Annotated in this window: 13 protein-coding genes and 1 pseudogene; 7 read left to right on the top strand and 7 right to left on the bottom strand. The window is 68.0% G+C overall.

The window, feature by feature from the left end; genetic code table 11:
* Together Q0Z44_RS15480 and queA are read right to left on the bottom strand one after the other, a co-directional pair.
* A partial coding sequence (locus Q0Z44_RS15480) for a histidine kinase dimerization/phospho-acceptor domain-containing protein (protein WP_366517633.1) occupies positions 1-1,322 on the bottom strand: 1,322 nt, incomplete at its 3' end.
* Positions 1,323-1,388: 66 nt separating this feature from the next.
* Positions 1,389-2,456, bottom strand: coding sequence for a tRNA preQ1(34) S-adenosylmethionine ribosyltransferase-isomerase QueA (queA, locus tag Q0Z44_RS15475; protein ID WP_298014371.1), 1,068 nt, complete (start codon positions 2,454-2,456; stop codon positions 1,389-1,391).
* Between the two features lie 117 nt (positions 2,457-2,573).
* Between queA and Q0Z44_RS15470 the strand changes: the two genes are divergently transcribed.
* The 3 genes from Q0Z44_RS15470 (at position 2,574) to Q0Z44_RS15460 (ending at position 5,977) form a co-directional block, all read left to right on the top strand.
* On the top strand, positions 2,574-2,807 hold the full coding sequence (locus tag Q0Z44_RS15470) for a hypothetical protein (protein WP_298014368.1): 234 nt from the start codon (positions 2,574-2,576) through the stop codon (positions 2,805-2,807).
* Positions 2,808-2,869: 62 nt separating this feature from the next.
* Positions 2,870-5,008, top strand: coding sequence for an ATP-dependent DNA helicase RecG (recG, locus tag Q0Z44_RS15465; RefSeq protein WP_298014365.1), 2,139 nt, complete (start codon positions 2,870-2,872; stop codon positions 5,006-5,008).
* Positions 5,009-5,053: 45 nt separating this feature from the next.
* Positions 5,054-5,977, top strand: coding sequence for a LysR substrate-binding domain-containing protein (locus Q0Z44_RS15460; protein ID WP_298014362.1), 924 nt, complete (start codon positions 5,054-5,056; stop codon positions 5,975-5,977).
* Here the strand turns inward: Q0Z44_RS15460 and Q0Z44_RS15455 are convergent.
* Together Q0Z44_RS15455 and Q0Z44_RS15450 are read right to left on the bottom strand one after the other, a co-directional pair.
* A complete protein-coding gene (locus Q0Z44_RS15455) occupies positions 5,935-6,771 on the bottom strand; it encodes a BPSS1780 family membrane protein (protein WP_298014358.1) in 837 nt (278 codons plus the stop codon). The genes Q0Z44_RS15460 and Q0Z44_RS15455 overlap by 43 nt on opposite strands.
* Positions 6,768-7,745 (bottom strand): homoserine kinase, encoded by a 978-nt coding sequence (locus Q0Z44_RS15450; protein ID WP_298014356.1) that lies wholly within the window; start codon positions 7,743-7,745, stop codon positions 6,768-6,770. The genes Q0Z44_RS15455 and Q0Z44_RS15450 overlap by 4 nt, the downstream gene beginning before the upstream one ends.
* 239 nt (positions 7,746-7,984) lie before the next feature.
* Here Q0Z44_RS15450 and Q0Z44_RS15445 point away from each other — a divergent pair, with 239 nt between their 5' ends.
* The 4 genes and pseudogenes from Q0Z44_RS15445 to Q0Z44_RS15430 all read left to right on the top strand — a co-directional run bounded on the left by Q0Z44_RS15445 (position 7,985) and on the right by Q0Z44_RS15430 (position 14,208).
* The gene (locus Q0Z44_RS15445; protein ID WP_298014353.1) at positions 7,985-8,599 is read left to right on the top strand and encodes a hypothetical protein; all 615 of its coding nucleotides are present in this window, start codon (positions 7,985-7,987) and stop codon (positions 8,597-8,599) included.
* Between the two features lie 23 nt (positions 8,600-8,622).
* Positions 8,623-11,478 carry a DNA polymerase I gene (polA, locus tag Q0Z44_RS15440; RefSeq protein ID WP_298014350.1) on the top strand — a complete coding sequence of 952 codons (2,856 nt, stop codon included), beginning with the start codon at positions 8,623-8,625 and terminating at the stop codon, positions 11,476-11,478.
* Between the two features lie 172 nt (positions 11,479-11,650).
* Positions 11,651-13,717 (top strand): annotated as a pseudogene (gene ppk1, locus Q0Z44_RS15435) (polyphosphate kinase 1); the annotation flags it as partial.
* An 11-nt stretch (positions 13,718-13,728) separates the two neighbouring features.
* On the top strand, positions 13,729-14,208 hold the full coding sequence (locus Q0Z44_RS15430) for a histidine phosphatase family protein (RefSeq protein ID WP_298014347.1): 480 nt from the start codon (positions 13,729-13,731) through the stop codon (positions 14,206-14,208).
* A 24-nt stretch (positions 14,209-14,232) separates the two neighbouring features.
* On the opposite strand, the gene Q0Z44_RS15425 is transcribed toward Q0Z44_RS15430, so the two are convergent.
* The 3 genes from Q0Z44_RS15425 to Q0Z44_RS15415 form a co-directional block, all read right to left on the bottom strand.
* The gene (locus tag Q0Z44_RS15425) at positions 14,233-16,347 is read right to left on the bottom strand and encodes a site-2 protease family protein (RefSeq protein WP_298014344.1); all 2,115 of its coding nucleotides are present in this window, start codon (positions 16,345-16,347) and stop codon (positions 14,233-14,235) included.
* A 3-nt stretch (positions 16,348-16,350) separates the two neighbouring features.
* Entirely contained in the window at positions 16,351-17,673 is a 1,323-nt protein-coding gene (locus Q0Z44_RS15420) for an HlyD family efflux transporter periplasmic adaptor subunit (protein ID WP_298014342.1), read from the bottom strand.
* A gap of 42 nt (positions 17,674-17,715) precedes the next feature.
* A partial coding sequence (locus tag Q0Z44_RS15415; RefSeq protein WP_298014339.1) for an Ig-like domain-containing protein occupies positions 17,716-20,439 on the bottom strand: 2,724 nt, incomplete at its 5' end.

Below are 20,439 nucleotides of genomic sequence, written 5' to 3'. Positions count from 1 at the left end.
CTCTTCCGATCTATTGAGCTCACGGCTTCATCGAGCATGTGCGTGAGCTTGCGGGTTTCGGGCGTGGTGGCCTGCTGGCGCAGCAGGCTCGTCAGCAGGCCGATGGCCGCGGTGGGCTGGCGCAGGTCGTGGCTGGCCGCCGCCAGGAACCGGGTCTTGGACTGGTTGGCCGCCTCCAGGGCGCGGGTGCGCTCGGCCACGCGTTCCTCCAGCGTCACGTTGAGGCGCTCGGCCAGCGTCATCGCCTCGACGAACTTGCGCATCAGGGTGAGCGCGAAGCCGAGGAAGATGATGGGCGAGAAGTAGGGCGTCCAGTACAGGTCGGTGACGGCAAGCAGCGGCGTCAGGAAGAGGTAGTCGTGCCCCATGCTGACCAGCGTGCCGACCGGGCCCAGCGTCATGGCAATGGCCTCGAGCCAGTGCCGTGTCCAGGCGTGCTGAACGATCTTCACCACGATCAGGATGCCGCCGAGCATCATGACCGGATAGGTCACCATGCGCAGCACATCGAGGTAAGGCGTGCCCATCGCCATGAGGCCGAGCACCGGCACGCCGAACCCGATGGCCCGCAGCGGCCAGATCAGGCGCTGGTAAGGCACGTTGGCGTAGCACAGCCCGAACATCACGTGGTAGTACGTGGTGATGGCGTGGGTGGCAAAGAACAACCAGTCGACGAAGGGGGCGGGCCAGCTGACCGTCTCGACGAGGTAGAGCGCATTGCGGCCGCACATGATGAGCATGAGCCATCCGAAGTAGCCGAAGATGGCCTCCTTCGGGCGGGCGCGCCAGGCCAGCAGGATGAACACGGCCATGCCGACCACGCTCATGTTCGCGGTCTGTGGCAGCTCGACGGTCAGCATGGCCCAGCGGTCGAACTCGTCGCGCATGCTGTCGAGCGGCCCCGCCACGATCGGCGAGACGCCCGGCTTGCGGAAGTTGTTCATCCGCACGTCGATCTGGATGTCGTTGTCGCCGCGCAGCAGCACGTTGGCGGGCACTTCGATCAGGTAGGGCAGGGTGCCCATGCTGGTGATCTGCTCGCCTTCCATGTGGCGGGTGCCCAGGGGCACGCCATTGACCGTGACCCGGTGGTTGCCTGGGAGGCGGTCGATGCGCAAGGCCCAGGGCTCTTTCGGGGTGTGGTCGAGCAGCAGCTTGGCCCGGTAACAGGCCACAGCCGGCGGCGTGATCTTCAGTTGTCGCCAGTCATCGGGCAGCGTCACCGAGCGGCCTTCGCGGCCATCCGTGCAGGCGCCTTGCGCCAGGGTCGCGCGGTCGATGGTCTGGGTGTCGGGTGCCGCGGCCTCGGCTGCGCCAGCCATCCTCGGAGCAAGGACAGACAACAGGGACAAGCACAACAGCAGACGAAGCCAGCGCAGGGCCATGGGTCACCTCTGGATCAGCATGGCGTCGCCATAGCTGAAGAAACGGTAGCGCTGCGCAATGGCATGGGCGTAGAGCGCGCGGATGTGATCGTAGCCGGCCAGCGCGCTCACCAGCATCATCAGCGTGCTTTTTGGCAGGTGGAAATTGGTAATGAGCACGTCCACCACGCGGAAGTCGAATCCCGGGGTGATGAAGATGTCGGTGTCGCGCTGGCCTGCCTCGAGGATGTGCTCGGGTGTGGCCCCGCGCGCGGCCGACTCGAGTGCGCGCAGGGTGGTCGTGCCCACTGCGACGATGCGGCCGCCGGCCGCGCGGGTGGCCCGGATGGCCTCGGCGGTGGGCTGCGGCACGTCGAACCACTCGCTGTGCATCTTGTGCTCGGCCAGGTTGTCGGTGCGCACGGGCTGGAAGGTGCCGGCGCCCACATGCAACGTGACTTCAGCCGTGCCAATGCCGCGGGCAGCCAGACCGGCCAGCACGCCTTCGTCGAAGTGGAGGGCGGCGGTCGGGGCCGCCACCGCGCCGGGTTCCTTGGCGAACACCGTCTGGTAGCGGCGCACGTCGTCTTCTTCGTCGGTGTGGGTGATGTAGGGCGGCAGCGGCACGTGGCCGTGCTGTTCCAGCAGTGCGAACGGATCACCCTCGAAGCGCAGGTGGAACAGCCCGTTGTCCGGGCCGCAACGGCCCAGCACGTCGGCGTCGAAGGCATCGGCAAACCGAACCCGTGCGCCGGGCTTGGGCGATTTGCTGGCGCGCATGTGGGCCCACACTTCCTGGGTGCCGGGCAGCACGCGTTCGATGAGGGCCTCGACCGCGCCGCCAGTGGCCTTGGTGCCGAACAGGCGGGCCTTGATGACACGGGTGTTGTTGAAGACCAGCAGGTCGCCAGGGTGCAGCAGGTCGGGCAGTTCGCGGAAGACGCGGTCGACCGGTTGGGCGCCGCGGCCGTCGAGCAGGCGCGAGGCGCTGCGTTCAGGGGCCGGGTGCTGGGCGATCAGGGACTCGGGGAGCTCGAAATCGAAATCGGCGAGGGTGTAGGCGCGGTCAGCGGAGGGAGCGAAGGAAGCCATGCTGTTTTGAGGGGCGGACGAGCCCCGTGCCAAAAGGCGTGATTGTCGCTCAAGCGCCCACCCCGGCGTGCGTCGCGTGGCCGACAATCGCCCTCTCCGATTTGCCCGCACACCGTCATGAAGACACACGACATCGAACTGCAACGCATCAAGGCCATCCGTCACGACAAGGGACTGATCGAACTGAGCGTGGACGCGCTGGTGCAGCCGCGCCCGGCGAAGGATGAGCGCATCACCAGCACCTTGTCGCTGGCGGTGGACGACGCGCGCACGCTGATCATGCTGCTCAAGCAGCAGGTGGCCGAACTCGACAAGCTCAATCCGCGCAGCCGGCGATCGGGGCGCTGCTGATCGGACGCGCTGCGCGCCCCGCAGGCACAATCGGCCTTCCCAGCCCACTCTGCGACCTCACCGTGCCCCGCCAGGCCGCTTCATCCCGCCCATCGACTGGCGCCACGTCGTCGTGGCCGTCCGCCGCCCGCTCTGCGCCGCAGAAGGCAATGGACAAGCTCGGCCTGGTGCGAGACATCGACCTGGCGCTGCACCTGCCGCTGCGTTATGAGGATGAAACCCGGCTGACCCGGCTGTGCGATGCCCGTGATGGCGACACGGTGCAGGTCGAAGGCACGGTGCGCGAAAGCCGCATCGAGGCGCGCGGGCGGCGGCAGCTCCTCATCCGTCTGGGCGATGGCAGCGGCGAGGTGCTGCTGCGCTTCCTGAACTTCTACGGTTCTCAGCAGAAGAGCTGGGGCCCCGGCGTGCGCCTGCGCGTGCGGGGCGAGTTGCGCCACGGTTTCTTCGGGCGCGAGATGGTGCACCCCACGGTGCGCATCGTGAAGGAAGACACCCCGCTGGCCGCAGCGCTCACGCCGGTCTACCCGACGGCAGCCGGCCTGCCGCAGACGTATCTGCGCAAGGCGGTCGCCGCGGGGCTGACCCGGGCGCCGCTGGACGAGGTGATCCCCCCGGCGCTGCTGCCCCGCACCTGGCCCACGCTGCGCGAGGCGCTGCACTTCCTGCACCACCCCAGCCCCGAGGTGTCGCTGGCGGCGCTGGAAGACCACAGCCATCCGGCGTGGCAACGCCTGAAGTTCGAGGAGCTGCTGGCCCAGCAGGTGTCACAGTTGCGCGCGCGGGCCGAGCGCGCCCACCTGCGCGCCCCGTCGCTGCGCGCCAAGCCACAGGGCCTGCTGGATCGCCTGATGGCGGTACTGCCCTTCCAACTCACGGGCGCCCAGCAGCGGGTGGTGGCCGAAATCGCCACCGACCTGTCGCTGGCCCGCCCGATGCACCGCCTGCTGCAGGGCGATGTGGGCTCGGGCAAGACCGTGGTGGCCGCACTGGCCGCCGCCGTGGCGATGGACGCCGGCTGGCAGTGCGCGCTGATGGCGCCCACCGAGATCCTGGCCGAGCAGCATTTCCGCAAGCTGGTGGGCTGGCTGGAGCCGCTGGGCGTGAAGGTGGCCTGGCTCACCGGCAGCCTCAAGCCGAAGATGAAACGCGAACAGATGGCCGCCGTGGCCTCGGGTGAGGCCCAGCTGGTGGTGGGCACCCATGCCGTGATCCAGGACCAGGTCGAGTTCGCGAAGCTCGGTCTGGCGCTGATCGACGAGCAGCACCGCTTTGGCGTGGCCCAGCGGCTGCAGCTGCGCCGCAAGCTCGAAAGTGCCGAGCTGGAGCCGCACCTGCTGATGATGAGCGCCACGCCCATCCCCCGCACGCTGGCCATGACCTATCTGGCCGACCTCGAGGTGAGCACCATCGACGAGCTCCCCCCGGGCCGCACGCCCATCGTCACCAAGGTGTTTGCCGACGCCCGTCGTGAGGAGGTCATTGAGCGTATCCGCGACGAGGTGGCCCGCGGCCGTCAGGTGTACTGGGTCTGCCCGCTGATCGACGAGACGGAAGCCAGCGACCAGGCCGCCGACGAAGCCGCCGGCCGTGCCTCAGATCGCAGGCCGCCGCTGGACCTGAGCAACGTCACGCAGACCCACCAGGAGCTGAGCGAGACGCTGCAGGGCTTTGGCGTGGGCCTGCTGCATGGCCGTCTGCCGGCTGCGGAGAAAGCAGACGTCATGGCGAAGTTCGCCGCCAACGAGCTGGCCGTGCTGGTGGCCACCACCGTCATCGAGGTGGGGGTCGACGTGCCCAACGCCAGCCTGATGGTGATCGAGCACGCCGAGCGTTTCGGGCTGAGCCAGTTGCATCAGCTGCGCGGGCGGGTGGGGCGCGGGGCCGTGGCCAGCGTGTGCGTGCTGCTGTACGGCTCGCCGTTGTCGGATTCGGGCAAGCAGCGCCTGAAGGCCATGGTCGAGACCACCGACGGTTTCGAGATCGCCCGACGGGATCTGGAGATCCGCGGTCCTGGCGAATTCATGGGCGCCCGCCAGTCGGGGGCCGCGCTGTTGCGCTTTGCCGATCTGGAGGAAGACCAGGCCCTGATCTCCCGGGCGCGTCAGGTGGCCGAGGTGATGTTGCGCGAGCATCCGCAGGCCGCACAGCGCCATGCCGCACGCTGGCTCGGCGCGAAGTCGGAGTACCTGAAGGCGTGACCGAACGCCGCATCGCGCATGGCGGCTTGTCGCACAATCCCGGTCATGACGTTGACTGAACTTCGCTACATCGTGGCCGTGGCGCGCGAGCGGCATTTTGGCCGGGCCGCCGAGGCCTGCTTCGTGTCGCAACCGACCCTGTCCGTGGCCGTGAAGAAGCTCGAAGACGAGCTGGACGTGAAGCTGTTCGAGCGCGGCAGCGCGGAGATCAGCGTGACGCCGCTGGGCGAAGAGATCGTGCGACAGGCGCAGGCCGTGCTCGAGCAGGCGCAGGCCATCAAGGAGATCGCCAAGCGCGGCAAGGACCCGCTGGCGGGCCCGCTGCGCCTGGGCGTCATCTACACCATCGGCCCCTACCTGCTGCCGGATCTGGTGCGCCAGGCGATCGCCCGCGTGCCCCAGATGCCGCTGATGCTGCAGGAGAACTTCACCGTCAAGCTGCTCGAGATGCTGCGTGCGGGCGAGCTCGATTGCGCCATCCTGGCGGAGCCCTTCCCGGACACCAACCTGGCGACCGCCCCGTTGTACGAAGAGCCTTTCATGGTGGCGGTGCCCCGCAACCACGCGCTGGCCAGCCGCGAACGCATCGACGCCGAGGAACTCAAGCGCGAGACCATGCTGCTGCTGGGCGCCGGCCATTGTTTCCGCGACCATGTGCTCGAGGTCTGCCCGGAGTTCGCCCGGTTTTCCAGCGACGCCGAGGGCATCCGTCGCAGCTTCGAGGGCTCTTCACTCGAGACCATCAAGCACATGGTGGCCGCGGGCATGGGCGTCACGGTCGTGCCGCGGCTGTCGGTGCCGGTCGAGCCCCACCCGCACCTCGTCTACATCCCGTTCGAAGAGCCGGCGCCCACGCGCAGGGTGGTGCTGGTGTGGCGCCGCAGCTTCACGCGCTACGAGGCCATTGCCGCCCTGCGCAACGCGATTTACGCCTGCCCGCTGGACGGCGTGTCGCGGCTCACATCCTGACCAGGCGATGACCCATCGGGCGGGGTGCCCGGTGCGTCAAAGCAGTCGACCACCGTGAAGTACAGCGAGGCGTAGAACGCCGCTGCCACCCAAAGGCCCGTGGCCACGGCCAGCACGTTCACGACGGCAGGAACGGGCAAGACCATCGCAATCACGCTGTCGATCAGACCCACGAGCAGGATCAGCACGGCCCACGCGGCGCCGTACACGACAAACGCGCCCAGATTGCGCCAGCAGGCGATCCAGCTGAAGAACAGCGCCTTGGCCAGTGGCTGCCTGGCCCACAGGATCAGGGCGGGTGTGTGCCAGAACAGGAGCGACACCGGCAGCGTGAGCGCCATGCGCCACAGCAGGTCCTGTTGCACCAGCGGGTTCGCCAGGATCTCGCCGGCATCCTGGGCGGTGTCAAAGGCCTCGGCCAGCACGTCGGCGCCCGGGCCCAGCACATGGGCCAGCTGCATCACCACCAGCGTGGCGGCGACGTACGCGCCGCCCAGCCGCGCAAAGGCTTTTCGCATCTCGGGCTGCGTGCGCACCGCCTCGATCAGCACGGAAGGCGGGATCTTCTCGCCGGCCAGTGCGTGGCGCGAGGCCAGCATGAAGCCCATCCACACCATCGGCATGGCCGCCAGCAGCAGCAGCGGGCCGATCACCGACAGGCCCATCAGCAACAATGCCACGCTGGCCACCAGGCCCAGCAGGCCCACGAAGTTCAGAGGCTGTCGCTTGCCGAGCAGCAGGCCCTGTCGGACCCACACCAGGCCCTGTGCCGGTTTGACGAGGCGCAGCTTCATGCCTGGGGTGCTCCATCAGGGCGTCGCCATGTCCAGGGCTGGTCGCGACGCAGCGTTAGCACGCGCTCGAAATGGGTCGGGTCATGCGGCTGCAGCATCGCCGCATCGCGGGGCAGGTGGAAATCCCACAGACGCGAGGTCCAGAAACGCAACGCCGCGGCGCGCAGCAAGGCAGGCAACAAGGCCAGCTCTTCGTCGGTCAGCGGGCGCACCGCGTCGTAGGCCGCGACGAATGCCGCGGCGCGTGCGGGGTCGAGCGCGCCGGTTGTGAGGTCGATGCACCAGTCATTCAGACACACCGCGATGTCGAAGCCGAAGGTGTCGACGCCGGCAAAGTAGAAGTCGAAGAAGCCCGACAGGGTAGGGCCGTCGAACATCACGTTGTCGCGGAACAGATCGGCATGGATCGGCCCGCGTGGCAGGGCAGCGTAGGCCGGTGTGGTCCCCAGGGCCTGCTGGAAAGCGAGCTCATCGATGATCATGGCGGCCTGCTCGGCCGACAGGAATGGCAGGACGACCGGCACGGTCTCGGTCCACCAGGCGAGCCCGCGCAGATTGGGCTGCTGCAGCGGGTAGTCCACCCCGGCGAGGTGCATGCGGGCCAGCATGGCACCCACCTGCGCGCAGTCTGCCACCTGGGGTGCCAGCTGGTTGCGGCCCTTGAGCAGCGTCACCACGGCAGCCGGCTTGCCCTTGAGCGTGTGCAGGATCTCACCCTGTGCATCAGGCTGGGGGGCGGGCACAGGGATGCCGCGGGCCGCCAGGTGGTGCATCAGCTTCAGGTAGAAGGGCAACTGCTCGGCGGTCAGGCGCTCGAAGAGCGTCAGGACATAGTCGCCGCGGTCCGTGCTGACAAAGTAGTTCGTGTTCTCGATGCCCGAGGTGGCGCCGCGCATCGACTGCAGCGTGCCCAGATTCAGGGTGGAGAGCAGGTCCGCCGCTTCCTGCGGGGACACTTCGGTGAAGACGGCCATGAGACGAGTCGGACAGCGGTGAAAAAGGGGGCCTCGCCCACGCGCTTGACACCCGGGGAACACTTCCCGACCAAATCGGCTGGAAGCCCCGAAAGTTTGCGCGTTTACCCGGGGGGTGACGGGGAAGTCGAGCACGGGATTGTAGGAGGCCCTATGGCAGACTCGTTCTCACTGTGTTGATGCCCGTGTCGGTCGCGTGCGTCATTCGACCCTCTCACCTCTTGCAACCCGTCCAAACCATGCGTCACCCTGCCGTTGCACGTCTGCTGTCCAAGAACCTTGTGTTGCCCGTTGCCCTGTCGCTGCTGGGCCTGTCGGCCACGGCACAGACCATGGCGCCCGCGTCTTCGCCCATGGGCATCTATGGCGGTGGCGCCTTCGGCATCGGCGCCCATCAGTGGGATTGCGGCTCGGAGTGCAACCGTGCGGCCTTCAGCGGCAAGGTCTTCGGCGGCAAGCGCCTGACGCCGGGCCTGGCAGCCGAGATCAACTACTTCGTGTTCGGCACGGTCGACAGCGACAACGACCCTGCCCGCACGGCCTCCACCGGGGTGGCCACCGAGCGCCGTGACGTGCGCGCCGTGACCTTCGGCATCAACTGGGAGGTGGAGCTGCTGCACGGCATCACCAACCACCTCCGTGTGGGTGTGGCGCGCAAGCGCACCGACCGTGAAATCACGCTGGCCAGCGGGGCCCGGGCCGACAAGCGCGGCTACGGCACGGCGCCGTATGTGGGCGCGGCGCTGTCCTACCAGCCGGTGCGCGACGTGCGCCTGATCGCCGGCTTCGACTACATCATCGACGGCCGCGGCAGCAACTATCTGTTCTCGGTCGGGGCCTCCGGCGAGTTCTGACGCCAGACGGCACAATTCGGGGGATGAACGCACCGACGGTCTCCCCTGACGCCCCCCAGTCCCCCGCGCAGCCCACGCAGCCGACGATGCTGCTGGTCGACGGCTCCAGCTACCTCTACCGCGCCTTCCATGCCATGCCCGACCTGCGCGGGCCGGACAATGTGCCCACCGGGGCCATCCACGGCATGGTCAACATGCTGCGCTGGTTGCGCGATCACATTCAGGCCGAGCACGCCGTGTGCGTGTTCGATGCCAAGGGCCCGACCTTCCGCGACGAGTGGTACCCCGAGTACAAGGCTCACCGGCCCTCGATGCCCGACGATCTGCGTGCGCAGGTCGAACCGATTCATGAGGTCGTGAAACTGCTCGGCTGGCCCGTGCTCGAGGTGCCCGGCATCGAAGCCGACGACGCCATCGGCACCCTGGCCCGCGTGGCAGTGGAGTCGGGCCACAAGGTTGTCGTCTCCACCGGCGACAAGGACCTGGCCCAGTTGGTGAACCCGTGCGTCTCGCTCATCAACACCATGGCCAAGCCGCCCGAGGTGCTGGACGAGCCCGGCGTGCTGGCCAAGTTCGGTGTGCCGCCCGATCGCATCATCGACTACCTGACCCTGATCGGCGATGCGGTGGACAACGTGCCGGGCGTCGAAAAGGTTGGACCCAAAACGGCGGTGAAGTGGCTGGCCGAGCACGGCACGCTGGAAGCGATCATGGCCGCCGCCGACAGCATCAAGGGGGTGGCTGGCGAGAACCTGCGCAAGGCGCTCGACTGGCTGCCGCAGGGGCGCCGCCTGATCACCGTCAAGCTCGATTGCGACCTGACCGGCCATGTGCCGGACTGGCCCGGCCTCGACGCCCTGGCTTTCCGGAGCCCGGACCTGCCCGGTCTGCTGGACTTCTACGGGCGTTTCGGTTTCCGCACGGCGAAGGCCGAGGTGGAGCGCCAGCTGCGCAGCGCGCCGGGCGCCAGCGCGCCCGCCGCATCCCGCTCGCCATCGACCACGGGCGACCTGTTCGGTGACGCGACCGCGGCAGAGGCCAGTGAGGCGCCCGCCGCGCCGCCTTCCGCTGTGGCAACCCGGTACGACACCGTGCTGGACTGGCCCGCCTTCGATGCGTGGCTGGCGCGCCTGAACGCCGCGGAACTGGTGGCCTTCGACACCGAGACCGACTCGCTCGACCCGATGCAGGCCCGCATCGTGGGCCTGTCGTTCAGCGACAAGGTGGGCGAAGCGTGCTACATCCCGCTGCGGCATGAAGGCCCCGATGCGCCGGCGCAGTTGCCGCTGGACGAGGTGCTGGCCCGCTTGCGTCCGTGGCTGGAAGACGCCAGCCGGCCCAAGGTGGGCCAGAACATCAAGTACGACACCCACGTGCTGGCCAACCACGGCATTGCCGTGCAGGGCTATGCGCACGACACCATGCTGGAGAGCTATGTGCTCCAGGCGCACCGCAAGCACAATCTCGCCGATCTGGCGCAGCGGTACGTGCAGCGCAGCGGTCTCAGCTACGAGGATGTGGCCGGCAAGGGTGCGCAGCAGATCCCGTTTGCCCAGGTGGCCGTCGAGCGCGCCGCGCAATATTCGTGTGAAGACAGCGACCTGACGTTGCACGTGCACCAGGCCATGTGGCCCAGCCTGCAGGCCGAACCGGGGTTGCTGGACATCTACCAGCGCTTCGAGCTGCCGGCCTCGCGCGTGCTGCAGCGCATCGAGCGCAATGGGGTCCTGATCGACACCGCCTTGCTGAACAAGCAGAGTCACGAACTCGCCCAACGCATTGTGGCGCTCGAGCAGGCAGCCTACGAACTTGCGGGCCAGCCGTTCAACCTCGGCTCGCCCAAGCAGCTGGGCGAGATTCTGTTCGTCAAGCAGGGCCTGCCCGTCGTCAAGAAGACCGCCACAGGGGCGCCGTCCACGAACGAGGAGGTGCTCGAGAAACTGGCCGAGGACTACCCGCTGCCCGCTCGCATCCTCGAATACCGAGGCCTGGCCAAGCTCAAGTCGACCTACACCGACAAGCTGCCTCAGATGGTGAACCCGCAGACCGGGCGCGTGCACACCAACTACGCGCAGGCCGTGGCTGTCACGGGGCGGCTGTCGAGCAACGAACCGAACCTCCAGAACATCCCGGTGCGGACCGCGGAAGGGCGCCGCATCCGCGAGGCCTTCATCGCGCCGCCCGGGCATGTCATCGTCAGCGCCGACTACTCGCAGATCGAGCTGCGCATCATGGCCCACATCTCGCAGGACGAGAACCTGCTGAAGGCCTTTGCCGAAGGCATGGACGTGCACCGCGCGACGGCGGCCGAAATCTTCGGCGTGGCGCCGGACGCGGTGAGCAGCGAGCAGCGCCGCTATGCCAAGGTGATCAACTTCGGGCTGATCTACGGCATGAGTGCTTTCGGTCTCGCATCCAACCTGGGCATCGAGCGCAGCGCGGCGACCGCCTACATCGAGCGCTACTTCCTGCGCTATCCGGGCGTCAAACGTTACATGGACGACACGCGCCTGCAGGCCAAGGACAAGGGCTATGTGGAGACCGTCTTCGGCCGCCGTCTGTGGCTGCCCGAGATCCACAGCGGCAACGGCCCCCTGCGTGCCGCCGCCGAGCGGGCCGCCATCAACGCGCCGATGCAGGGCACGGCCGCCGACCTGATCAAGCTGGCCATGGTGGCCGTGCAGGACCGGCTCGATGCCGAGGGCAAGGGCACACTCATGATCATGCAGGTGCATGACGAACTGGTCTTCCAGGTGCCCGAGGCGGAGCTGGACTGGGTGCGGCGCGAGGTGCCGGCGATGATGGCCGGAGTGGCGTCCCTGCGGGTCCCGCTGCTGGCAGAAGTGGGGGCGGGCCCCAACTGGGAAGCGGCTCACTGATCCCTCGGCCGGCCTGGCTCAAGCCTTGAGCCAGTCGGCCGGTCACCCCCGCTGGGGTGGTCTGATCGATTTGCCGCCACGTGTCACGGAACTGTCATCATCTTGTCGGGATCTCGGTTCTAAGATGGAGCGGCCGCGTTTTTGACGCGGAAAGTCATCTCAGAAAAAAAGAAGGTCTTCACAGGTGTCAGGCAGCCCGCGTTTGAAGTTATTGAGCCGCGAACAGGCGATTCTGGAGTTCAACCGTCGTGTGTTGGCGCAGGCCGAGCGCGACGATGTGCCGCTGCTGGAGCGCTTGCGCTACGTCTGCATTGTCTCGGCCAACCTGGACGAGTTCTTCGAGGTGCGCTATGCGGACGTGCTGGAGGCCTCGCGCACGCCGGGCACCGGCATCGACCGCGAGTATCTGCACGACCTGGCCAAGGCCTCACATGACCTGGTGGAAGACCAGTACCACCTGTTCAACCATGTGCTGGGCCCGCTGCTGCGGCAGGCCGATGTCTACATCCTCAACCACGCTGACCGCAATGCGCCCCAGCGCGAGTGGGTGGCCGAGTTCTTCCGGCGTCAGGTGCGCCCCCTGCTGGTGCCCATCGGGCTGGACCCGGCCCATCCGTTTCCACAGGTCGCCAACAAGTCGCTGAACTTCATCGTGCGCCTCGGCGGGCGCGACGTGTTCGGACGCGACAACGACATCGCCATCGTGCGCATCCCACGGGTGCTGCCGCGCGTGATCCGCCTGCCCGATGCCGTCTCTGACGGCAAGCAGTGTTTCGTGCTGCTGTCCAGCGTGATCCGCGCGCACCTCGAGGAGCTGTTCCCCGGCCGCGAGATCGAGGCGTTCTCGCAGTTCCGCGTGACCCGCGATTCGGACATCGACGTCGATGAAGACGACATGACCGACCTGCGCCAGGCGCTGCGCTCGAAGATGAGCACGCGTCAGTTCGGTCAGGCGATCCGGCTGGAAGTGGTGCGCAGCTGCCCGCGCGACCTGTCCGATTTCCTGCTCGAGCAGTTCGGCCTGACCGAGCAGGCGCTGTTCCAGGTCAATGGCCCGGTCAATCTGGTGCGCCTGACCCAGCTGATCGACCAGGTCGATGGCGATGCCCTGCGCTTCTTCCCGCATGACGCGGGATGGCCCGAGGGGCTGCCCCGCGAGGAGGGCATGTTCGACCACCTGCGTCACCACGACGTGATGCTGCATCATCCCTTCGAGTCCTTCGACGCGGTGGTCGAGTTCCTGCGCCAGGCGGTGCACGACCCGGACGTGCTGGCGATCAAGCAGACCATCTACCGCACCGGCAGCGAGTCGGTGCTGATGGAACTGCTGCTCGAGGCGCTGCGGCGAGGCAAGGAAGTGCTGGCCGTGGTGGAGCTGAAGGCCCGCTTCGACGAAGAGGCCAACATCAACTGGGCGGAACGGCTGGAAGCGCTTGGCGCACAGGTGGTGTACGGCATCGTGGGCCTCAAGACCCACGGCAAGATGATGCTGGTGACGCGGCGCGAAGGGGCGCGGCTGCGCCGCTACGCGCACCTGTCCACGGGCAATTACAACCCCAAGACGGCCAAGCTCTACACCGACGTCGGTTACCTGACGAGCAATGTCGAGCTGACGGCTGATGTGGACATGGTGTTCCAGCAGCTGGCCAGCCTGACCCAGCTCAAGCCCCCACGCCACCTGCTGCTGGCCCCATTTGCGATGCAGAACCAGTTCCTGCGCCTGATCGAGCGGGTGACGGAGGCCGCCCGTGCGGGCCGGCCGGCACGCATTGTCGTGAAGGCCAATTCGTTGACGGATGAGCCGCTGGTGTATGCGCTGGTGGCTGCCGCGCAGGCTGGCGCCGAGATCGACCTCATCGTGCGGGGGGCGTGCATTCTGCCGCCGGGGGTGCCGGGCTTCACGGAACGCATTCGCGTGCGCTCGGTGGTGGGGCGCTTGCTAGAGCACACCCGCGTCATGTACTTCCGCTGGGGCGAGTCGGAGTTCGACGAGGCGGTCTACCTGTCCAGTGCCGACTGGATGAACCGCAACATGACTCGCCGGATCGAAGTGGCCTGGCCCGTGCGCGACACGGCCCTGCGCCAGCGCGTCATCGACGAATGCCTGGTGCCCTACCTGCACGATGCCCGCGATGCCTGGCTGCAGAGCAGCGACGGTCGCTACACCCGGGCCGGCACGAGAGGCCACAGCGCGCAGCGGGCGCTGATGGACCGCTATCGTGCCCGGGCCCTCACCTGACGGAGTCTCCCATGGACCTCATCCTCTGGCGTCACGCCCAGGCCATCACCTTGCCGACCGTGGAAGAGGGTGGGGCACCGCACGATCTGGCGGCCGACCTGGCCCGGCCGCTGACGCCCAAGGGCGAGCGTCAGGCCGAGCGCATGGCCGCCTGGCTGAATCAGCGGCTGAGCGCCGGTGCACGGGTGTTGGTGAGCCCGGCCGTGCGCACCCAGCAGACGGCCCGTGCGCTGGGGCGCGACTTCCGCACCGTGCCGTCCCTCGACCCCCGTGCCACCGTGGATGACCTGCTGGCGGCTGCGCGCTGGCCGCAGGCGCGCGACCCGGTGCTGATCGTGGGGCACCAGCCGGTGCTGGGCCTGCTGGCCGCACGGCTGATGGCCGGGCAGGATCAGCCCTGGTCGCTACGCAAGGGGGCCGTGTGGTGGCTGCGCGGGCGTGAGCGCGACGGCACGCTTCAGGTCACCCTGCTGGCCGTGGAATCCCCTTGAGCGATCCTGGCCGGAAGGCGAGCGTCAGAAGCCCCATTCCCGGATGAGGACGGAGAGCGCCTGGCGCACATAGCGCCACAGGGGTGCTTCCCAGCTGCCGTGGATGGTGAGGTCGCCACGCCATGCGTGCTGGTCCAGTTCGCTGGCCTGCATGTCACGCGGAGACACGCTCAGCACGACGCGGTAGACCGCGCGCTCCGGGATGAAGCGGCCTTCTTTCTCACGGGTCAGCAGGTGGCCGCCGAGGGGGGCGGCCAGTTCAGGGCGGGGCAGGACACGGGTGGCGTCGGCTTCAACCTGGGTGACCCGTGCGGAGACCGGGACCAGGGGCGAATGGGGCAGCAGGAACCGGGCGGTGTCGCCCACCCGCACGCGTTGCACGGCTTCTTCGTCCAGCCACGTTTCCACCTGCCAGGCACTGCCCTGGCGCACCAGCAGCCCGATCTTGTCCTTGCGGCTGACCCATTGCCCGGCGTGCAGGTCGGGGTCGAGGCGGTAGAAGGTGCCGGCGTAGGGCGCGCGGGGGGCGAGCTGTGCGGCTTCGGTGTCGAGCGCGGCAAGCTCGGCCTGGGCGCCGGCCAGTCGTTCTTCGTTCACCAGCCATTGGCGGCGCGTGTCGGCGTCGAAGGCCGAGGCCGAGGCTTGCCAGCGCAATCCTTCAAGGCGGGCCGATGTCGCTTGCCGGCGCATGGCGAGGTCAGGTACGTGCAGGCGCAGCAGCGGTTGCTGAGCTGCCACGCGGGCGCCGTCTGCCACGGGCATGGCGTCGATGCGGGCGCCCGCCGGGGCGAAGACCGGCCAGCTGTCCACCGGCCGCAGCACCGCACTGGCGCTGATCAGCCCGGGCCACGGTAGCAGGCCGAGCGCGATGAGGCCACCGAGGAGGCCGAGGGTGAACCGGCTGCGGCGCCGCTGGCGGATGAGCGGCCAGCGCTGTCGCCAGGCTTGCACCTCGCGGTAGAGCGGCAGCAGGACGAACCAGAGGATTTCGACGGCAAACAGCAGGATGCCGAGCAGCTTGATGGCGACGTGGTACACCAGCACGGCGATGCCGAGGAAGAGCACCAGGCGGTAGACCCACGTGAGCCAGGCGAAGGCGATGAGGGCGCGCTGGCGGGCCGGGGCGAAGTGCTCTGGCGGGTCTTCCTGCAAGTCAAAGAGCCATTCGCGCAGGCGCCAGCGGGCCAGAGCAAAGCTGCGCTCGTGCAGGTTGGGCAGGTCGAGCGCGTCGGACAGGATGAAGTAGCCGTCAAAGCGCATGAAGGGGCTGGCGTTGATGGCAACAGTGGCCACCCACGAGGTGGTGGCCAGCACGAAAGCCGCAGAGCGCAGTCCGCCATCCGGCAGGAGGGCCCAGGCGAGGGTGGCCCAGACGGCGATCATCAGTTCGGTCGCGATGCCGGCTGCGGCGACTTTCAGGCGGGCCAGGCGATCGGTGAGCCGCCAGGTTTCATTGGTGTCGGTGTAGGCCACCGGCCACATCACCAGAAAGGCCACGCCCATGGTGGGCACGCGGCACCCCTGGCGCTTGGCGGTGAAGGCGTGTCCCAGCTCGTGGAGAAACTTCACACCGATCAGAGCCACGCCGTAGGCAGCCAGGCCTGACCAGTTGAAGGTGTCGACCAGCGACGCGCTGAAGAGGTCCCACTGGCGCACCACCTGATACAGACCCAGGGCGCCCGCGGCGGCGCTGAGGCCAAGGAAGGTGCGCGAGGTGAACCATGCCGCCAGGCCTTGCCAGCGCCCCAGCCACGCATCGGGGTGCCACAGGGGGACGCGGAAGAACAGGTAGTGGTGCAGCAGCCAGTTCCACCAGGTGCCTTGGCGGGCCTGCCAGAGTTGCGCCATCTGGCGGGCCTGTTCGGCCGAGACACGTCGGGTGAGCTGGTTCTGCGAGATGAACTGGATGACGGCGGTGACGTCGTCGGGGTGCATCGGCAGGGTCGTGCGGGCGCAGATGTCGGCAGCGACCGCGTCGGCGTCGCCCTGCCCCCAGCGCTGCAGCACCTCGAAGGTGGGCCAGTCGATGCGGAAGAACTGGTTGCGTACCGGGTCGTGCAGGGTCCAGCTGGGTTGCCCGTCCGGCAGGGTGGGACCGGGCAGCAGGTCCAGCTCTTCGCGCAGTTCGGGCCAGGACATGGCTCAGATCCCGAGCGTGGTGCGCAAGGCGGCCAGCGGGCGTCGCAGCACCCAGTAGCCCAGCGGTGTCCAGCCGGCACTGAGTTTGGCCGAGCCTTTGAGGCCCACGCGGTGGTCGGTGGGGACGCTCAGGGTGGCGCGCACGCGGTAGGCGTACTGGCCGTCGGGGCGGGCCACCGCGTCGTGGGCCATGTAGCGCACGGTGGCCTGGACCGGCGACAGCGGGTTGGCATGAAGGTAGAGCTTGACAGGGGCGCCTGCAGGCAAGGGCACGGCGTCCGCCAGGGGCACCCAGGCTTCGACCTCGGCGTCGCGCGGGGCGGCGATCCGCAGGATGCGCTCGCCCACGCTGACCGGGCGGCCGATCCACTCCGACGGGTCGTCCATGAGCACGACGCCCTCGCGCGGGGCCAGCACGCGGGCACGGGTGAGCTGTTCCGCGAGGTACTCCACTTCGGCACGCTTTTCCTCGATCTTGCCAGTCAGCAATGCAAGCTGGGTCTTGGAGCGGGCGTCGATCAGAGCCTGCTGTGAGGTCTGGCGGTATTCGGTTTCGGCGGTGCTGAGCGCCTGGGTGGCCACGTCCAGACGGCTGCGGATCAGGGCTTCGTCAAAGCCGAACAGCGGGGTGCCGGCGGCGACGCGCTGGTTGGGCTGGACATGGAAGGTGTCAATGACGCCTTCGAGCGGGGCGCGGATCACGACTGGCTGCGATGGAACCAGTTCGCCTGGTGCCAGCACGGACAGCTGCACAGGGCAGAGCAACACCGCGATGACGCCAGCGATCACGCGCACGCGCGTTTGCTGCCACCAGTGGCGATCGGGCTGTGTCTGCCAGAGCTGGCGCATCCGCTGCCCGGTGCGACGCCAGCCGGTGGCGCGTGGGTGCACGAGGGCGTGCCAGGCGTGCGCCCAGGTTGCAGCCCAGTCTTGCCAGAGCCATTGTTCGTGGGCGGTCCATGGGTCGTCGCGCAGCAGCACGACGGCGCCAAGCGGCAGGCGCACCCACAGGGCGTAGGTCGGCCACCATTCGTGCCATGCGGCGGCGAGGGTGTCGGGCAGGTCGGCCGCGCGCACGACCCGCAGCGGCCCGCCTTCAGGCTGCTGGCTGAGGTGCCGGCAGATCTGGTTCACCCATTGCACATAGGGAGCATTGGCCTCGATCTGGACCACGCCCGAGAGGGTGTGCACGCCGTGGTCATCCAGCCAGAGCACCGCCTGCCGGTAAGGGGTCAGCGAATGGCTGACGTTGACCAGCAGGAAGGCCAGCTCTTGCGCGGTGGTGGCGGCCCGCGCCTGCTGGCCCAGGGCCAGCAAGGCGCTCACGTCATCCGGGGGGGCGGTGGTGTTCAGGACCTCTCTCCGTCGTCAGGCACCGGGACGGATCAGGGGCGCCAAGGCCATCCCCTGGGCCAGTCGGCTGGGGGCAGCCTGCCCGCGTTCGGCTCCACCGGGCGCACGCTGGGCGGCGAGGCGGAGTTGCTCGCTCAGTCCATTGCGGCTCTGTGGCTTGACGTCGCGCTCTTGTCCCACGTGCATGCGGAACATCGTACTGACTTCACGTCCCTCGGTGTCGCGGGCGATCACCTTGATTTGCAGGACGCCCTTGAAGCCAGCCGGGGCGCTGACGACGAAGGTGCCCGTGCGTGCGTCGAACTGCACCCAGTCGGGCAGTTTGCGCCCATCGGCTTGCTGGGCGGCAAGCTGAATGGAAGCGTCCGGCTTGCTGTGCGCGAACGCGTCGTACGGCATCGAAATGCGCGTGGGGGCGTTGTTCTCGACGAACTGATCCGTGACACCTCGGAAGACCACGAGGTTGTCGGTCGGGGCCGGGGTGACGGCCACGCGGAAGCCGGAAGGGCTGGTCAACCGGTCTGCAATGGGCGCGGAAGCCGGTTGCGCCAGGACCAGGGGGTCGGCAGACAAGGGCGTGGGTACGGGTGCCAGGCGAACCGGCTCCGCTGGCGGGGCATCGACGCGCAGTGGCGGCTGCACGGTGGGCGCTGCCGGGGGCGTGGGCGCGACGACCGGGGGCTGGGGGCGATCGTCGTCGGCCGGGCCCATGCTGGGGATGCCGGTGATGCTGTCTTCGAAGCGGGTGCCATTGGAGCCATCGTCGGTGATGGTGGCCTGGCCGTCGTATGGCGTGCCGCTTTCGTTCGACGCCACGAGGCGCAGGGTTTCCGCCCCTTCGAAGAGGGTGTCGTTGACCAGGGCGATGCGAACCAGCAGCGGGCTGCCATCCGTGGGCAGCGGGATGGGCGTGCCAGGGGTATAGGCCTTCCACTCGTTGCCGTCGAAATATTGCAGCGGGCCGCTGGTGTCCACGCCGGTCGTGCCAGACCCGGATTGCAGGTCGAGCGTGACCTGCTGGCCCGGCGCGCCATTGACGGTGAACACGACATAGGGCGAGCTCTCGCTGACCGTGGGAGACGAGACGGCCAGAGGGCGGTCGTCCGTGATCGACAGGTCGATCGCGTTGTCTGTGTCGGCGCCGTCCTGGTTCGCGTTGCCCGCGGGGTCTGTGAACCGGTTGCTGGCGACGTGGATGCGGGCCGTGCCGGTGGGGGCGGGTGTGAAGGTGGCGGTGTAGCTGTAGGTGCCGTCGCCGTTGTCGACCTTGGCGCTCAGGGCACCCAGCGTGCCGCCGGTGATGTCGATGTCGCCCAGGACAAAGCTGGTGCCCGGGTCTTCACTGAAGGTGAACGTGACCGTGGCGGTCTCACCAGCCTTCAGCGCGGTCTTGTCGGAAGACACCACGACGGTGGGGCTAACCGTGTCAACGGACATCGACGCGGTGTTGTTGGCGTCTGTCCCGTCGTTGTTGGCGTTGCCGGCGGCGTCGGTGAACTTGGCGCTGTCGACGTGGATGGAGGCCGCTGTTGTGCTGCCGGCCGTGGGTGTGAATATGGCGGTGTAGCTGTAGGTGCCATCGCCGTTGTCGACCTTGGTGCTCAGCGCACCGAGGGTGCCGCCCGTGACATCGACGTCCCCGAGGGTGAAGCTCGAACCCGGATCCTCGCTGAACGTGAAGGTGACGGTGGTGGACTCGCCCGCCTTGAGAGCGACCTTGCCCGAGGTCACGACCACAGTCGGTCGCACCGTGTCGACGGTCATCGAGGCGGTGTTGTTGGCATCCGAGCCGTCGTTGTTGGAGTTACCTGCGGCGTCGGTGAACTTTGCGCTGTCGACGTGGATGGCGGCTGGGGTGGTGCTGCCGGCCATGGGCGTGAAGGTGGCGGTGTAGCTGTACGTGCCGTCGCCGTTGTTGACCTTGGCGCTCAGGGCACCGAGGGTGCCCCCGGTGACGTCGATGTCAGCAGAGGTGAAGCTCGAGCCGGGATCTTCGCTGAACGTGAAGGTGACGGTGGCGGACTCGCCGGCCTTGAGTGCCGCCTTGTCCGAGGTCACGACCACAGTCGGTCGCACCGTGTCGACGGTCATCGAGGCGGTGTTGTTGGTATCCGCGCCGTCGTTGTTGGAGTTACCTGCTGCGTCGGTGAACTTGTCGCTGTCCACCTGGATGGACGCAGCCGTGGTGCTGTCGGCCGTGGGCGTGAAGGTGGCGGTGTAGCTGTAGGTGCCGTTGCTGTTGGCGACCTTGGCGCTCAGTGCACCGAGGGTGCCACCGGTGACGTCGATGTCAGCAGAGGTGAAGCTCGAGCCGGGGTCTTCGCTGAACGTGAAGGTGACGGTGGTGGACTCGCCGGCCTTGAGTGCCGCCTTGTCCGAGGTCACGACCACAGTCGGTCGCACCGTGTCGACGGTCATCGAGGCGGTGTTGTTGGTATCCGAGCCGTCCGCGTTGGCATTGCCAGCCGCATCGGTGAACTTGCCACTGTCGACGTGGATGGATGCCGCTGTTGTGCTGTCAGCCGTGGGCGTGAAGGTGGCGGTGTAGCTGTACGTGCCGTTTCCGTTGTCGACCTTGGCGCTCAGTGCACCGAGGGTGCCACCGATGACGTCGATGTCAGCAGAGGTAAAGCTCGAGCCGGGATCTTCGCTGAACGTGAAGGTGACGGTGGCGGACTCGCCAGCCTTCAGCGCGGTCTTGTCGGAGGTCACCACCACGGTGGGGCGCACCGTGTCGAC

The organism is uncultured Aquabacterium sp. (assembly GCF_947366995.1).
Taxonomy (GTDB): domain Bacteria; phylum Pseudomonadota; class Gammaproteobacteria; order Burkholderiales; family Burkholderiaceae_C; genus Aquabacterium.
This window is presented reverse-complemented; position numbering and strand designations above follow the sequence as displayed.

Bases quoted from the DNA above. Each gene is read 5' to 3' on its own strand.
- queA (WP_298014371.1), bottom strand. From the start codon at position 2,456: ATGGCTTCCTTCGCTCCCTCCGCTGACCGCGCCTACACCCTCGCCGAT.
- Q0Z44_RS15470 (WP_298014368.1), top strand. From the start codon at position 2,574: ATGAAGACACACGACATCGAACTGCAACGCATCAAGGCCATCCGTCAC.
- Q0Z44_RS15460 (WP_298014362.1), top strand. From the start codon at position 5,054: ATGACGTTGACTGAACTTCGCTACATCGTGGCCGTGGCGCGCGAGCGG.
- Q0Z44_RS15455 (WP_298014358.1), bottom strand. From the start codon at position 6,771: ATGAAGCTGCGCCTCGTCAAACCGGCACAGGGCCTGGTGTGGGTCCGA.
- Q0Z44_RS15450 (WP_298014356.1), bottom strand. From the start codon at position 7,745: ATGGCCGTCTTCACCGAAGTGTCCCCGCAGGAAGCGGCGGACCTGCTC.
- Q0Z44_RS15445 (WP_298014353.1), top strand. From the start codon at position 7,985: ATGCGTCACCCTGCCGTTGCACGTCTGCTGTCCAAGAACCTTGTGTTG.
- polA (WP_298014350.1), top strand. From the start codon at position 8,623: ATGAACGCACCGACGGTCTCCCCTGACGCCCCCCAGTCCCCCGCGCAG.
- Q0Z44_RS15430 (WP_298014347.1), top strand. From the start codon at position 13,729: ATGGACCTCATCCTCTGGCGTCACGCCCAGGCCATCACCTTGCCGACC.
- Q0Z44_RS15425 (WP_298014344.1), bottom strand. From the start codon at position 16,347: ATGTCCTGGCCCGAACTGCGCGAAGAGCTGGACCTGCTGCCCGGTCCC.